Annotated in this window: 11 protein-coding genes and 1 pseudogene; 4 read left to right on the forward strand and 8 right to left on the reverse strand. The window is 65.8% G+C overall.

Going from position 1 to position 14511, the window contains the following annotated elements; translation table 11 throughout:
• Nucleotides 1-20 precede the first annotated feature (20 nt).
• Nucleotides 21-1064, reverse strand: coding sequence for a DUF6624 domain-containing protein (locus tag ACFWZ1_RS10300; RefSeq protein WP_439666347.1), 1044 nt, complete (start codon nucleotides 1062-1064; stop codon nucleotides 21-23).
• Nucleotides 1065-1469: 405 nt separating this feature from the next.
• Between ACFWZ1_RS10300 and ACFWZ1_RS10305 the strand changes: the two genes are divergently transcribed.
• Nucleotides 1470-1709: a hypothetical protein gene (locus ACFWZ1_RS10305; RefSeq protein WP_439666348.1), complete on the forward strand. Its 240-nt coding sequence runs from the start codon at nucleotides 1470-1472 to the stop codon at nucleotides 1707-1709.
• 23 nt (nucleotides 1710-1732) lie between these two features.
• Here the strand turns inward: ACFWZ1_RS10305 and ACFWZ1_RS10310 are convergent, their stop codons facing one another.
• Nucleotides 1733-3910: an alpha-galactosidase gene (locus tag ACFWZ1_RS10310; protein ID WP_439666349.1), complete on the reverse strand. Its 2178-nt coding sequence runs from the start codon at nucleotides 3908-3910 to the stop codon at nucleotides 1733-1735.
• Nucleotides 3911-4449: 539 nt separating this feature from the next.
• Here ACFWZ1_RS10310 and ACFWZ1_RS10315 point away from each other — a divergent pair.
• On the forward strand, nucleotides 4450-6090 hold the full coding sequence (locus tag ACFWZ1_RS10315; protein WP_439666350.1) for an alpha/beta fold hydrolase: 1641 nt from the start codon (nucleotides 4450-4452) through the stop codon (nucleotides 6088-6090).
• 70 nt (nucleotides 6091-6160) lie between these two features.
• On the opposite strand, the gene ACFWZ1_RS10320 is transcribed toward ACFWZ1_RS10315, so the two are convergent.
• The 3 genes from ACFWZ1_RS10320 to ACFWZ1_RS10330 all read right to left on the reverse strand — a co-directional run bounded on the left by ACFWZ1_RS10320 (nucleotide 6161) and on the right by ACFWZ1_RS10330 (nucleotide 7645).
• Nucleotides 6161-6649 (reverse strand): SRPBCC family protein, encoded by a 489-nt coding sequence (locus tag ACFWZ1_RS10320; RefSeq protein WP_439666351.1) that lies wholly within the window; start codon nucleotides 6647-6649, stop codon nucleotides 6161-6163.
• Nucleotides 6646-6987, reverse strand: a complete 342-nt coding sequence (locus ACFWZ1_RS10325; RefSeq protein WP_231320428.1) for an ArsR/SmtB family transcription factor — start codon at nucleotides 6985-6987, stop codon at nucleotides 6646-6648. Before ACFWZ1_RS10325 ends, ACFWZ1_RS10320 begins: the two co-directional genes overlap by 4 nt.
• A gap of 145 nt (nucleotides 6988-7132) precedes the next feature.
• A complete protein-coding gene (locus ACFWZ1_RS10330) occupies nucleotides 7133-7645 on the reverse strand; it encodes a GNAT family N-acetyltransferase (RefSeq protein ID WP_439666352.1) in 513 nt (170 codons plus the stop codon).
• A gap of 174 nt (nucleotides 7646-7819) precedes the next feature.
• Here ACFWZ1_RS10330 and ACFWZ1_RS10335 point away from each other — a divergent pair, with 174 nt between their 5' ends.
• Together ACFWZ1_RS10335 and ACFWZ1_RS10340 are read left to right on the forward strand one after the other, a co-directional pair.
• The gene (locus tag ACFWZ1_RS10335; protein WP_231320431.1) at nucleotides 7820-8179 is read left to right on the forward strand and encodes a VOC family protein; all 360 of its coding nucleotides are present in this window, start codon (nucleotides 7820-7822) and stop codon (nucleotides 8177-8179) included.
• 642 nt (nucleotides 8180-8821) lie between these two features.
• Nucleotides 8822-9919 carry a right-handed parallel beta-helix repeat-containing protein gene (locus ACFWZ1_RS10340; protein WP_439666353.1) on the forward strand — a complete coding sequence of 366 codons (1098 nt, stop codon included), beginning with the start codon at nucleotides 8822-8824 and terminating at the stop codon, nucleotides 9917-9919.
• A 75-nt stretch (nucleotides 9920-9994) separates the two neighbouring features.
• Here the strand turns inward: ACFWZ1_RS10340 and ACFWZ1_RS10345 are convergent, their stop codons facing one another.
• The 3 genes and pseudogenes from ACFWZ1_RS10345 to ACFWZ1_RS10355 form a co-directional block, all read right to left on the reverse strand.
• Nucleotides 9995-10906 carry an alpha/beta hydrolase family protein gene (locus ACFWZ1_RS10345; protein WP_439666354.1) on the reverse strand — a complete coding sequence of 304 codons (912 nt, stop codon included), beginning with the start codon at nucleotides 10904-10906 and terminating at the stop codon, nucleotides 9995-9997.
• Nucleotides 10907-11121: 215 nt separating this feature from the next.
• Nucleotides 11122-11552 (reverse strand): annotated as a pseudogene (gene arr / locus ACFWZ1_RS10350) (NAD(+)--rifampin ADP-ribosyltransferase).
• 249 nt (nucleotides 11553-11801) lie between these two features.
• Nucleotides 11802-14456, reverse strand: a complete 2655-nt coding sequence (locus ACFWZ1_RS10355) for a bifunctional diguanylate cyclase/phosphodiesterase (RefSeq protein ID WP_439666355.1) — start codon at nucleotides 14454-14456, stop codon at nucleotides 11802-11804.
• Nucleotides 14457-14511: the final 55 nt, after the last annotated feature.

The following is a 14511-nucleotide window of genomic DNA, read 5'->3' on the forward strand; positions in this document are numbered from 1 at the left end:
CCCGGTCCACTTTCCATCGCTCAATCGGCCTTTCCATAGATTCGCTCCTTTGCCAAGGGAGCCATATGCAGGGCCGCGCGCCGCTGGTTCACGTGTTCCGGATCCGCGATAGGGCAATACCAATAACTCTTGGGGTCTCTGCTACCTTGCGTGCCGAACTGCTGAGGACGATGGTCGAGGACGCAGTCGACCCTATCGGACAGCAATGCGTAGTCGATGCCTGGCAGTTGGCCTCTGTCCGTTAGCTGTTTGGCTTGAGCGACTGCGCCACGCATCAGTCCCGGCTCGTTGACCGCATGCTGTATGAGGAGAAACGCCGCATGCGTGCCTGACCGGCCCACCTGCATCGGCGAGGGAATTCCATACCGGTCGAAGATCGCCTTGACTCTAGGCAACGTATACGCGTCGGTATCGGACATGCGCTTTATGAACGCCTTTTCGTCGCCGCCCTGGAAGCCGCCTGCCGGCTCGCGTCGGGCCTCCTGGTCCAGGCTTCCCAGGCGCATGAGTTCCGCGCGCAATGCGGGAAGTGTCGGATGCAGAGGTTTCGCCATGGCAAGCGTGGCTTTGCCATGGATAGGTGCCGCGGGCGTGCGCGGGTCCAGGCCGATCATGTCGCGGGCGGCGGCATAGATGCGCTGAGCGTCGGCGACGGGATAGTCGGCCTTACCGCGCGCCAGCGTACCGAACGGCTGCGGCTCGCCTTGCTTTCGGGCGATACGGTCTTCGAGGTTGGCGAAGCCAAGCGGGTCCACGTCGATGCCGACGCGCGACCACAGCCCGTAGAACCCGTCCAGATACTCCGACCTCCGTTCGTCGCCACCATTCGTACGCGCAATGACGTCACCGATGGCGTCGATGGTTCGCGGGCTTAGCTCGCTTCTTTGAAGCATGCGCGACTCAGCCAAAGTGTCGAAGAACTTTTTGCTCTGGACTTCGTTCAACTCACCGGACACCGCCTGGAAATTGGCCAGCGCGGCAATTCCATCAGACGTAAAGGCAAAGGCGGCACCAGCACGCGCCAGCCCAACAGCTATGACCAACAAGCAATAACGCAGATGCATTTCGCCTCCCGTCTGCGGTGTGTACGGCTTCTTCCTCGCGGGCCATGCATCCACGACCGCCCAGTAGAAAGTTTCGGAAGTCGACCCCTGAAACTCGTGCCGCGCCCGGGTCCTCCTCCGGGCAAGCGCGAAGGGCCACCAAGCCTGGCAGCGGCAAACAAGACGCCGCAGCGCAATGTCACTCTACGCAGCTGTCGATCTGCGTTCCACCACAGCGTGTAGGCGGCGACCGGAGCGAAAGGGACAGATCGGGGAGAGTCGGGGACCCGCCCGGGGCGGGCGGCCCGTCCAAGCTGATCCGCCGGCGTGTTTCGCCCGTCGGGCTGACCGGGATCAAGACGAGGAGCGCTTTGATCGGAAAGCATGCGATGCAGCAGAACGACATGCCCGTAACGAGGCCGCACGATGGAATTCCATATCGCAATCACCGATGCCAGCCCTCGCCTCGAGGTGGTCCAGGACGCCATGTTCGATATCGACCCCAGCGCGCTGGTCGATCTGGACATGAGCGGGCTGGTCATGCGGATATCGTCCTGGGTGCCCGTGAAGGACCTGATCGGCGTCCTGCAGCGAACCGGCTGGGCGGTGGAGCCGGCGCAAGTGGTGCAGTTGCCCAGCATATGTTGTGGCGGCTGCTCCGGCTGAAAAAAACCGCGGTGTCGACGCTCTCAACGAACGCCCTCGATCACCACCAGTTCGGAAGATCGCGGCGTCGGCAACCTTACCGCCAGGCCGACATCCATCAGTTCCCTCCCGTCGACCACGCGAGCGGGCGCCGAGTGGTCGCGGAAGTGCACGCGGTACCGATGACCGGCGCGCAATCCGCGTAGCCTGAAGCGGAACACGCCGGGCGCCGGATCGCTGCCGTGGAACGCGAAAACCACGCCCTGGTCGCGTACGCCATCGAAATACTCGGTGCCATCCCAGCCCTTGCCGTCCGGTCGCGGACCCACGTGATAGAGATCGGCGGCCCGGATGAGCGGTCGCAGCGTCGACTGGTAGAAGGCGATTTCCCTGGCCGCGGCCGCGTGTTGCGCTGGCGTCCAGCCGTTCGTGTCGATCATGACGGTGAACCAGCCCATCATGCCGCTGCGAAGCATGTAGCGGAAATTCTCGATCCGGGGCGTGGGCCACGCCTTGACGTAGGTCTCGAGCATGGCCGGCGGCAGCACGTGGCTGGCGTCGTAGAACGCCTGCCGGTTGGACAGCGGGTCGTAGGAATCGACGATGGAGAAGTAGTCGCCGTGGGCGGCGCTGCCGAAATCGACCATGCGCCCGCCGTCGTTGCAGATCTCGAGCAGCAGGCCGGGATGCTGGCGTTTGAGCGCGTGCTGGATGGCGTAGTACGCGCGCGTGGCGTGCAGGCTGACGTCGGTCGCATTGCTCCCGTCGGCCCACAGAAAGTCGTCGTCGCGGTAACGCCGGATGCGGGCCGGGTCGGCCGGTGCGTGGGGATGATCGTCGCGGTCGCAACCCTGTGCGACGACGTAGCCATCGTGTTCGAGCATGTCGAGGTGGTACTCGCGCACGAGGCGATCGGTCTCGCCAGCCGCCCAGGCCTGCGCCGCCGGCACGCCCAGGTCGATCGTCATGCCCTTGAACTCGGTGGGCTTCCAGCCGGGCGGCGGGTCGGTGGTCAGCCAGTCGCGCACCTCCGGATCGGCAACGTCCAGTGCACCTTTTCCTTTGCTGGTGCCCGCCTGGGCCCAGTCCGCCCAGAGCCCGAACTTCAGGCCACGGCGGTGCGCGTAATCCGACAACGCCGCCACGCCGCGGGGGAACTTCTTCCGATCCGCGTGCCAGTCGCCGACGGCGCGGAACCAGCCTGCGTCCAGGTGGAACATCTCGAAGCCCAGCCGCTTCGCATCATCGATCATGCGCCGCGCCTGCGCCTCGTCGATTGCCATCGCACTGCCCCAGCTGTTGTTCGTCACCAGCGGATAGGCCGCGTCGGCCAGCGTCGACGGATCACCCAGCACCTCGCGCACCCAGCGCCGCAGCGCGTTGCCGGTGTCGTCGATATCGCCGTCGCTGGCGCCGACGAAGACCGTCGGGGTGGTGAAGGTTTCGCCCGGTGCGAGGCGGGTGCGGAATGGACCGGGCTCGGGATCGAGCCCGACCGTGCTTTCCAGCCTCGCGCCCTTCCGCTTCAGGGTCATTGCGACACGACCACTGAATTCCACGCCGACGTACCAGCCGCCGACGCCTGCGTCCTCGCTGCGGACGAGGAACCAGGGAATGATCTCGCGCGTCTCGCCCGGGCGCGGGTGCGCGAACGTGCTGGAGGTGCCGCGCCAATCGCGGCCATCGGCGATCGGCACCTGGTGCGTCCCCACCGGCGGCGGCTCGCCGGCGCCCTTGTCGATCCACACCTGCTGCAGCGGCTGGCCTGCCGCGATTTTCCACGCGACCTGCAGGCTGGGCTGCAGTGGAAGCCAGACAGGATGCCCGCTGCGGTTCTCGATGCGGATCGCATGTTCGAGCGGACCGTGCGAAGCCCGCGCGCGCCATTCCCAACGCAACCGCAGTCCGACGGCGCGATCTTCGTAGACCAGGCTTGCGGCGTCCATCCCGTGACGGCTGGCGTCGGGATCGAAGCGCCAGTGCAGCGGCACCTCCCTGCCCGCGACATCGGCGTGCCCGATCAGGGCCGCGGCCGCGGCGCCCTGCCAGGCGACGCCACCAGGGCGCGCCAGTTGCAGCAGCTCCGGCGCCGAATCCCCGGCCTGCACGGCGATCCGGTTGTCGAGGTTGCCGATCCGGATCGGCGACTGTGCCCAGGTCGCCAGCGGCCACGCCGCCAGGAAGCCAAGCACGAGGCAGGCCCATGCAGGACGAAGGGTCATGAGCGTTCCGGATAACGCGATCGCGATTGGCCGGATGGTCGCTCTTGTCGAGAGCCGATGCCAGCGCATGGACGGCCGGAAGGGTCGCGCTCGCCGGAGCCCGCAACGAGTAGAACGCCTCATGTCGTCCCCGGAAATTGCGGTCGAACCGCCACTCGGTGCGGCCAAGGTCGACAACAGCCGGTAGCCCTCGGCGGAGCGGCCGGCAAGGGATTGCGTCTCCGTCGGCTGCGCCAGGACCGCTCCCGCAGGGCCGAACTGGTTACTAGAAAAAACACCGCGACCGGATATTTACCCATGCTGCCGCCCTGACGAATCATCGTGCCGCGGCTGGCTGGACGCCGAGCGTGCGCTCCGCCGCCGTGACCGCCCGATTCGGGTAGACAGGGAGAACCGCGATTGATCATTCCAGACGACACCGGGGCGACGTCCCCGGCGACCCGGTGCGCTCGCTTTCGCCCCGTCCACGGCCTTGGGGGCCGATGCCTCGGCCGATCCCATGCGTCCGGCATGTCACTACTGAAGAAGGAGGCATCAGGATGAATTTCCCTGCACTGTCCGCGCGCAAGCTCGTCGTGTTGATCGGCCTGGTGTTCTCGGGGCTGGCCAGCGCCCACGGTGTCGACGATCACAGCGGCGATCCGGCGTACGCCAGGTATTACCAGCAATCGGTGAACTGGGGCGCCTGCCCGCCATCGCTATTCACCGATGGCAGCACCATCCAGTGTGCGCTGGTCACGGTGCCGGTCGACTGGGCCGACCCGAGCCAGGGCGACATCGCCATCGGCATTTCCCGGCCGCTCGATCCGCCGCCCTACACGCGCCTGCTGCTGGTGAACGCGGGTGGCCCGGACAACTCGAGCGCTTCCATGGCCGAGATGCTCGAGCAGTGGCAACCGCAGGTCCAGGTCGATCACCTGGTGGTGGGCGTCGACCTGCGCGGCATCACCGACGGCCTGGGCACGCAGGTGAGCTGCGAATATGCGCAGCGCAGCGGTGCCGAGAATTTCATGGACGGTGACAGCCGCAATCCGACGCCCCGTAGCGTGCAGGCGCAGCAGGATTGGTGGAACCGGTCGATCAGCGCCTGCCTGCAGCAGCACGCCACGTTCCTCAAAGGCATCACTACGCCCAACCACGCGCGTGACCTGAACCTGGTGCGCGCCGTGCTGGGGTTCCAGCACGCCGACCTGTTGGGCGTATCGAGCGGCACCAGCCTCATGGCCTATGCCGACCGCCTGTTTCCCGACCGGTTCGAGCGCGTGGCGCTCGACAGCAACATGAACTGGTTGCACCTGGACTGGCAGCGGCAGGCAGTGCATCGGGCCTCGATGGATCAGCTCAACCTGCAGCAGGCGTTCATCCCGTTCATGGCCCGACATGACGAGCAGTTCCACATGGGCACGACGCCGCACCAGGTGATGACGACGTTCCAGCGGATCTATCAGGCCGCCTCGGAACACCGCATGGGCAGCGTGACGCCGGACCAGGCGCTGGGTTCGCTGGAAGGCACCGGCATGTGGATTTTCTGGGACCTGCTGGTGTCGCCATCGCTGAGCGCGATGTCCACGGCACTGGATGGCGATCCGGCCCACGTCGCCTACGCCGAACAGATGGCGGCGATGACTTTCGCCGATTTGCGCAACCTGCCCAGCTTCAACCCCATGGCCGATGCTCTTCAGTGCAACGATTCGGGCTCGACCGATCCGCGCAGCATCGCGCAGAAGATCAGGGATGTCCGCACCGATTGGGCCGTCGGCGCATCCACGCTGGTGGACAAGTGCCAGCAATGGCCGTGGCGGCCGGCGCTCGATCGCAGGCTGGAGTCGAACACCCGGGTACATGCCCTGATGGTGCAGCACGAGTTCGATCCGTCCACGCCCTACGCCGGGGCGCTCAAGGACCGGCGCGAGAACGGCCATGCCGCGCCGATGGTGCTGGTCAACAACGCCACCACGCACGGCGCCATGTTCGACGACAACGCCTGCACCACCGATGCCGAGTTCGGCTATCTGAACTCCGGCGTCATGCCCGCCAGGGACCTGGTCTGCCAGGCGGGCCCGATGCACTCGTTCGCCATGCGAGACGACGCCACCTATGAGTACGGCCACCCTGCCGCGGGTTGGTGGCTACCGCCTCCGCCGAACGTGCATCAGGTGAGCTGGCTGCTGGTGCCCTGAAGCTGTTGCTGCCGGGTGGCATCGAGGGAACGGAGGCTCGTGCCTCCGTTCCCCTTTTCTGGCGTCTGGACTATCTGATCGACGCGACATGCGCGACCAGTTGATCGAGCGCGATGTCGGTGCCCTCTTTCCAACCGGACTCCTGGTTCGCCGCAACGTCAGCCTCGTTCCGGTGCAGCGCCGTGAAAACGTAGCGCGTGCCCGTCCCCGCCGGCTCCAGCGTCATGATGGCCGTGATCGGGATATCGTCGAAGACGGCCGGGCGATAGCCGGGGAACAACATGGACGTCCAGACCAGCCGCTCCCTCGGCACGGCCTCGAGGATGCAGCCGAGGTTGGGGACCTCCTGGCCGTCGCCCACCACGATGTCGATACCGAAGACACCGCCCGGACGCGGGTCCATCTCGCAGCGCGACACGCGTCCCCAGGCCTTGGGCATGTACCACTCCTTGATGTGCTCCGGCTTCGTCAAGGCTTCCCACACCAGTTGCGGTGGCGCGTCCACAAACCGTTCGAAAACAATGTCGAGCCTGGGATCGAACGTGGGTTGCTTGCTCATGCCTGCGATTCCTTTTCCTTGAGTCGTTGGACGTATGCATCGAACCGGTCTAGCCGGGCTTCCCACAGCTGGCGCCGCTCGGCGAGCCAGTCTTCGGCCGCCTTGAACCTTTCCGGTGCGATCTCGTAGGTACGCACCCTTCCCTGTTTCGTGGACTTCACCAGACGACTTTGTTCGAGCACCGACAGGTGCTGCACGAACGAAGGGAGCTTCATGTCGAACGGCGCGGCCAGCTCGCTGACGGTGGCTGGCCCGCTGAACAACTGCTCCAGGACTTTTCGTCGGGTCGTGTTGGACAGGGCGTAAAAGACCTCGTCGACGACGGCGGATGGGCTCATCTCGATGCCGGTTTCCCGATGGATGGACTGAAGTCCGACGGCGGCAGTCTGGCAGTTCAACTTACTTAGGTCAATACCTAAGTTTTGTTGCCGGCTCCAGGCTCAAGGCCTCTCGCGAGCCATCCGCAAACCAGGCAGTGGGCCGTTATTCCGAATCGGCAACAAACAGCCGCACGTCGTGCTCCGATCCGGGAGCGCGAACCACGCCATTGCCCTGGAAGCCGAGCTTTTGCAGCAACCGGATGGACGAGGCGTTGTCCTCGTCCACGATCGCCAGCACGCGCGGTGCATCGAGCACGCCGCGCGCGTGGGCCATCACCGCGGAGGCCGCCTCCAGCGCGTATCCCATCCCGGCGTATTCGGGCAGGAAGGCATAGCCGATATCCATGTCGTCCAGGTAGTCGCGCCGGATCAGGCCCGCCATGCCGATGGCCGTGTCTTCGCCGCGCAGACCGACGCACCACAGTCCAAAGCCGTGGCGCTCGTAGCTGGCCATCGGCCCGGCCTGCAGGTAACCGCGGGCGGCATCCAGATCGCGCACACCCTTGTCGCCGATGTACCGGACAAAGCCCGGATCGTTGAGCAGCCGCAGGATGAACGCGGCATCGTTCAGCGTGAACCGCCGCAACTGCAGCCGTTCGGTTTCCAGCACGACCATGGGGATTTCCCTTGAAGACGTTTCGGTGCCCGGACGCCTTTCGCACGGGCTGCCTGTCGGGGGTTCGGTGCCACGGAAACGGCACGTGTCCATCGAATGTCCGCGAAGCCGGCCCCCCCCCAACGGATTAAGCTGCGTTCCGCACCACGACAGCCATAGTCCGGAGGTCATCCCATGCCCCACGGAAAGATCTGCTACCTCGAAATCCCCGCGAACCGCGAGGAGGACTCCGCCGCGTTCTATGCCAGCATTTTCGGCTGGAAGACACGGCAGCGCGGCGACGGCAACCTGGCCTTCGACGACGCGGACGGCGTGAGCGGAACGTGGGTCAAGGCAGCCGACCGCACGCCGGACGAGCGGACCCGCGTCTACATCATGGTGGACGACATCGTGCATGCGCTCCGGCAGATCGAAGCAGCGGGCGGCAGCGTATTGACGCCGCGCACGGAGATCGGGGCTGGCATGGGCGCCTTTGCGGCGTTCGCCGATCCGGTCGGCAACGAGTTCGGCCTGTACGAAGAGCCGTCAGGCTGATTCCAGGATCGGCTCGGAGCCGACCCGGGTTTTGTTGCGCTCTTCTCTTCCAGATGCGAGCCAGCTCGCGCTTGGGACGTACGACCTCCGCAACCCGGGAATGACCGGAACGTTCCAGCCCGGCGTCCACTTGCAGGGCCGGTTCCGACACATACCGACATCAATCGACAGCGCCAACGCCGCAAGCCTGCCTCGTCGAGAAGACGCGTCGCTTCACGCTTGCAACCGCCCAGGGAGCTGCCGCTGACCCTCTGACACGTCCCGTCGATGGCTCCTCCAAGGTGTCCGTCGAGGGCTGCCTCAACTGGGTCCCGCGTCGCCGGTCCGCGCAACGCGTGGCCACATCCCGCCAAAAGTTTCTCCGGCCTTTGTGTGATGCGGTTCTCAGCCGCCCCGGCGGACTTTCGGGGCGCCCGGGCCCTTTTTGCCAACGTGGTCATAAATCTGCCATTCAGGTTGGTCTGTCGAGCTTGCTCAGGCTTGTGAAGGCTGTGCATTTTTGTCGTGAGCTTCGCGTGACGAAGTTTGACCCGACAAAGACCTGAGACCTGCCTAAAAATGAACGTTTCCGTTAAAAACCAGAAGCTTGCGACCGTTTCTCGTACGTCCGTCACCGCGAAGCGCTTTGTGAAGAAGCCGTTGATGCTCGCATTCACCGCACTGGCCCTTTCGGCCGTCGCCGCGCCCTCGTTTGCGGCCAACTGGTGGAACCCCAAGCCGCATACCGTCATCGGCAGCGCCTATGTGGATGTGCACAAGTTCGGTGCCCAGGGCAACGGCGTGCATGACGACACTGCCGCCATCCAGGCCGCCGTCGACTCGCTGCCGACCAGCGGCGGCACCGTCTTCGTGCCGGCCGGCCACTACATGGTCAACGCCACCAAGCCGATCAAGCTGCGCTCGCACACCCGCCTGAAGATGGATCCGGCCGCTACCCTGGAAGTGATCCCGACCAGCGCCGGCCGCTACATGGTGATCCAGGTCTACAACGCGACCGACGTGCGCGTGGTCGGCGGCAACCTGATCGGCGACCGCACCAAGCACAAGGGCACCTCGGGCGAGTGGGGCTACGGCGTCAACGTCACGGCGTCGACCAACGTCGTGCTGAAGAACATCAAGATCTCCAACTTCTGGGGCGACGGCATCTGGATCGGCGCCAAGGACGTCAAGCGCGTGCACGTGCGCTCGGACTACGTGACCGTCAACGGCGTCGTGTCCAGCAACAACCGCCGCCAGGGCCTGTCGATCGGCCCGGCCCAGCACGTGTACATCGTCAACAGCACCTTCCAGAACACCAACGGCACGCTGCCGGAGGCGGGCATCGACATCGAGCCGATGACCGAAGGCCAGACCAACACCATCCGCCTGGAGAACAACACCTTCGCCGGCAACAATGGCAACGGCATCGAAATGCACGCCCACATCTCCGACATCGCGATCGTCGGCAACACGATGAAGGGCAACCGCGGCTTCGGCGTGCTGGGCGTGTCCGCCCCGGGCGTGACCGTCACCGGCAACACCATGACCGAGAACGGCCTGGCGGGCGTGCGCCCCAGCGGCAAGTCGCACGACTGGTCGATCACCGGCAACACGCTCAAGTACAACAGCACCCGCTACATGTCCGCGACCAAGGACGGCGGCTCGCTGAGCCGTGACATCCAGTTCGGCGCGAACGTGTACAACATCAAGGTGTCGAACAACATCTTCTCCAACGCCAAGTACAACACCTATACCCGCTAAGCAGCACCTGCCGGGAACGCAACGGGGCAGCCTTTTGGCTGCCCCTTTTTTTGTCTTCGCTTTCCTTCGCGAGACCTATGGCGCCAATCCGGCCAGCCAGGCAAGCACCGTCTTCGACAGTTCGGTACGCATGTCCGAATAGGCGTGATCGGTGGCCAGGTGCGTGGTGGTTACATGGCCGTCGCCCGCCTTGCGCAGCGCGTCGGCGAAAGCATCGTTGTAGTTGGCCAGGCCGTCGTCGGAGGTGACTACAAGCACGTTGCGGTCCTTCAGTGCGGGCGCCTTGGCGGTGAACACCCAATCGGCGGCGTGTGCGGCCACCTGCTGCGCGAGACCATCGGGCGTGCAGCCGTGCAGCGGGGCCATGCCTTCGTCGGCCAAGGCGGCGGCCATTTTTCTCGTCGCGTCCGCGCTGGCGTTGTCGCGGCGCAGATGCTGGTACTCCCCACCGAGATCGCCGCCGGAAATCACACCGATGGCCCTGACGCGGGGATCGGCCGCGGCTGCCTGGATCGCCATGAAGCCGCCCATGCTGTGGCCGATCAGCACGATGCGCGCGGGGTCCAGCCGCAGCTTCCTCGCCACGGCCGGTTGCCGCAGGTAAGCCAATGCCGATGCGACATCCTCGATGCCGTGGCTGAAGGAGAAATCGCCGGGTGTACCCCATGACCCGCGGTAGTTGAAATAGAGCACGTCCCAGCCGGCGCGACGGATGTCCTGCGCAAGGTCCAGGTTGCGTTCGTTGCCAGGGAAGCCGTGGAGCAGGATCACCGCCGGGTGTGGGCCGGTACCTGCGGCGACGTATACCAGCGCATTCATCCGTTGGCCGTGGCTGGGGATGCCCATCGTCTCCATCGACGCGCGTTTTTCAGCCGCCGATGGGCGGTGTCCGGCGGCGGGCGCCGGCTGTGTCTGCGGACTGGCGATGCAGGTCAGGCTGAGAAGGAAACAGACGGCCAGAAGGCCTTGTCGCGCGTGCTTGTTCATGCGTCCTCCCGTGCGGAGCGGGCTGTCCGAAGCGGCGCGGTAGCCGCGCCGACCTGCGTTCGGGCGAAAGACTACAGGTTTCGACCCGAGCGGATACCGGCACGATGCGCGATCGAAGCCGGCTCTGGCGTCACGCCGCCCGGACGCTGGCGCCAGTCTCCGGAGCGCGCGTCACTTCACTCCCGACGACACCAGGGACGCCGACCCGTGGCTGCTCAATTGATGATCTCTCCCATGCCGCCTTCGACCCGACGCCTCAGTTCCCGGATGAACTCCGCGTCGTATGGCTCCCAGCGTTCAAGCTCGCCCACGATCCTCAGCGGCGACGCGCTCCGGTACGACCGTGTCGGTTGCCGCGGAACTTCTTGTCCGTGATGTTCGGGTCGTCTTCGAATGTTCCGGTCGGCACGATGACATAGACCCGCGGCCTGCCTTCGCCCCGCGCCATCTCCGCGGCCAGACCGGCGCCCTTCGGCACGGCCGTGAAGTACACATGGTTCATCACGATCCGCTCGTCGTAATTGGAGACGAACCCGGCAGTCAGCAGGTCGCCGACCGAAAGGTCCGCCCGGGTCCCGTGATAGAACGGTCCTTCCACCCGGCAGCAGTTGTCGTGCGAAACCGGAAACCACTCGTCGTCATGCATCGTCCGGCGCACCCACGCTTCCTGCCCGATCGGCAGGGCGGCGATCCTAGGTCACGCGGCGAGCCTTGCCGCAAGCCCCGCTGGCTGATATAAATTTTTGGTGGGAGGCGCAGGTGCGCCTCCTTTTTTTTTGCGCGTAGGCGCCGCCATGCGACTCGTGAGCTCGAACGAAAGCTGCGACTTTGCATCGACCTTTCGAAAGGGGCCCAAGCTACCCGGGCCTTCTCCCCTCGTCCGCTCGAATGGCAGTCAGTCCCGCTGGAACATGACGCGCTCGGGCTGATGCAGCGAAAAGCCCTGCGCCATGTCGACGCCAAGATCGCGCAACGACGCCATGACCGCCTCGTCCGTCACCCACTCGGCGACCACCACCAGGCCCAACCGGTGTGCGATGTCGCTTACCGCACGCACCATCGCATGGCTGATCGGATCACTGAGCATGTCGCGGATGAAGCTGCCATCGATCTTGAGGATGTCCACCGGCAGGTGCTTGAGATAGGAGAACGAAGACATGCCCACGCCGAAGTCGTCCAGGGCGACGCGGCAACCGGCATCGCGCAGCCGGGTCACGAAGCGGATGACGTCGGCCAACTTGCGTACCGCCACCGTTTCGGTGATCTCGAAACACACGCGCTCGGGTGCCACGTGATGCAAGCGCAGCAGCTCGACGATCCGCTCGGCCAGCGTTTCATCGTCGATGCTGGCGCCGGACAGGTTGATCGCCACCATGCGCAGCGCCGCCCCCGCCGGATGCAACCGGTTGACGTTCGCCAGCGCGGTCTCGATCACCCAGCGATCGATCAGCGGCATCAGGCCATAACGCTCTGCCGCGGGAATGAACGCCCCGGGGGACACCAAGTCGCCGTGTTCGTCGCGAAAGCGAAGCAGGAGCTCGACGTGGATCCCCGACGGTTCGGCGCCTAGCGCACGAACCTCCTGGTAGGTCAGCACGAAACGCTGCTCCTGCACCGCCCAGCGCAGACGATTGGCCCACTCCATCTCGCCGCGCCGCAGCGCGCTCTGCTCGTCCCGTTCGGAGTAGAAGTGCACGCGGTTGCGCCCCTGCTCCTTGGCCATGTAGCAGGCGGTGTCGGCGGCGGCGAGCAACTCCGCCAACGGCGTGCCGGGACGATCGATCATGACGGCGCCCACGCTGATGCTCGCCATGTAGCTCTTGGTCTCCCAGACGAAGACGAAGCCGTCCAGGCCCCGGCGCAGGTGTTCGGCCAGCTCCGCGGCGTGCGCGGGCGTATCCAGTCCCGCCAGGATCACGCCGAATTCGTCGCCTCCCAGCCGCGCGAGAACGTGTTCTTCGCCCAGTCGCGCGCGCATCACCGTCGCCAGTTGCAGCAAAAGCTGGTCACCTGCCACGTGCCCGGAGGTGTCGTTGACCAGCTTGAACTGGTCCAGGTCGATGAACAGCACCGCGGCATACGGTGGTGACTCGCGAACGTCCTGGGTCACCCGCTGCAGGCGACGTTCGAATTCGCGCCGGTTGATCAGTCCGGTGAGTTCGTCGTGGGTCGCCTGGTAACCGAGCAGTTCGGTCAGCGCGCGCTGCTCGGTCACGTCGCTGGCGACCATCGCCCATTGCGGACGTCCATCGAGCATCAACCAGGACATCGACACGCTGGCCCAGAAGCGTCCGCCGGATGCGTCGTGAAGGGCCAGCTCGACCGCGCCGGTCTCGGGACTGGCCAGGCGCCGTTCCACCTCGACCTCGTCCACCTCCAGCACCGAGGCCAACGGACTCCCTGCGAGGCTCTCCCCAAGGCGCCCTCGCGCGGCCTGGTTGGCGTAGACGATGCGCCCGTCCGCGGCATCGGCAAGCACCACGAGCGCGGGAAGCAGTTCGTTGAGGGTGCGAAAGCGCTCCTCGCTTTCCTGGTAGCGCTCACCCAGGCGCCGCCCCAGTTCCACGGCGCGACGCCGCGTGTCGGTCAGCGACCAGACCAGCAGGCCGAGCAACACGCTGGCAAGTATCCCGGCGGGCGCCACCGATTGCGGCCAGGGCGGACTGCCGGCGGCCTCCGTCGGAAAGACCGCCAGTTCCCAGATGCGTCCCCCGAATGGCAAGCGATGGACGATCGAGGGCGCCGCTCCTGGCGCGCCGCCATGGGAATCGAAAAGCGGGACGTGCGGCCGCCGGGTGATGTCCGTCACCGAGATGCGCGCCGCATTCAGCAGCGGTGCCGGCAGGCCCGTCCGGATCAGGTCGGCGATCCGGAAGGAGATCGCGATGGAACCGCGCAGCCGTTGCCGGCGCACCGCCGGCGAATCGAGCGAATCGCCGGGTCCGAAGTCGGGCAACCGCAACGTGATGCCCTGCCTGCGCCCGCTGGTGCCCAGGTCCTGTACCAGCGGAAAGGGCTCCGACACGGCCAGCCGGTCCGTGTCGCGCGACTGGAGCAAGGCCTGCAGGTTCGCCGGCTGGTCGACGACGTCCAGCCCCAGCAGATTGCGATTGCCGTCCAGCGGCGCGACCAGCGTGGTCGGGAAATGGTCGCCGTCGGACCGCGGTTCGCGGACGACGTACGCCACGGCGAGAAGGCTCGGAAAGTCCCGGCGCGGATCCAGGTTGGCATACACGCGCGCGAACTGACCCGCATCCATCTTCCCCGAGACCAGGAACATCGTCTGCAGGGATCGCAGCAGCAGTTCGGCCGAGCGTAGCTTCGCCCGCAGCTGGACCACGCCCTTTTCCGCTTCGGCCACCACGGCATCGCGCTGCGCCGCCTGCCACTGCCGCGCCTGGATCCGGTACAGCCACAACGTCAGTAGAAGGCCGCAGCCGACCGCGATCAGTCCCCAGAGCACGCCGGGCACCCGGCTGGCCAGTGGCAGGGCATCCTGTTCGACGACTTGCGGCGCAAGGAGACGTCGGTCGGTCGATTTCGGTGGCACGAATTCCCCTCGGCAAGCCCCGGTCCGCCAGGCTACGGCGGGCTCCGCGATCATA

The sequence above is a fragment of the Frateuria sp. GZRe14 genome, from assembly GCF_051900395.1.
Taxonomy (GTDB): Bacteria; Pseudomonadota; Gammaproteobacteria; order Xanthomonadales; family Rhodanobacteraceae; genus Frateuria_A; species Frateuria_A edaphi.